The organism is Psychrobacter sp. TB20-MNA-CIBAN-0197, assembly GCF_040309765.1.
Taxonomy (GTDB): Bacteria; Pseudomonadota; Gammaproteobacteria; order Pseudomonadales; family Moraxellaceae; genus Psychrobacter; species Psychrobacter submarinus.
Genome location: NZ_JBEOPC010000176.1, coordinates 1 through 373, shown reverse-complemented (window position 1 = coordinate 373; position 373 = coordinate 1). Strand labels below are relative to the sequence as shown.

The following is a 373-nucleotide window of genomic DNA, read 5'->3' as shown; positions in this document are numbered from 1 at the left end:
CGCTTACCTGCCCGTGCGGCGGCTAAGGTAGAAGGCAGACCAGCTGCGCCAACAATAGCAGCGACAACGGTATCGGTTTGCGTATCAGTAGCAATATCGACCAGTCCTGCTGCCCCGCCTACCACATCGATATCAAGACCTGCTGCGCTAAGACGCTCAGCAAAATCATCGACTGCAGCTGTCGGCACGCTGACACGCTTGGGCAAAAACTGCTGGCAAAGCGCAAACAATTTGTCTAAGCGGTGATAGCCTGATAGCGCATAGACTTGATAATTAAGCGGTTGCGCCGCCAAAATTGCTAGCGTGCTATCGCCAATCGAGCCTGTTGCGCCTAGTACGGCGATGCGTTGTGTCATAACCATCAGTGCCCACA

At 54.2% G+C, this 373-nt stretch carries 1 pseudogene; it reads right to left on the bottom strand.

From position 1 onward, the window contains the following. Window positions 1-362: pseudogene (locus AAEY83_RS13195) on the bottom strand (1-deoxy-D-xylulose-5-phosphate reductoisomerase); the annotation flags it as partial. Window positions 363-373: the final 11 nt, after the last annotated feature.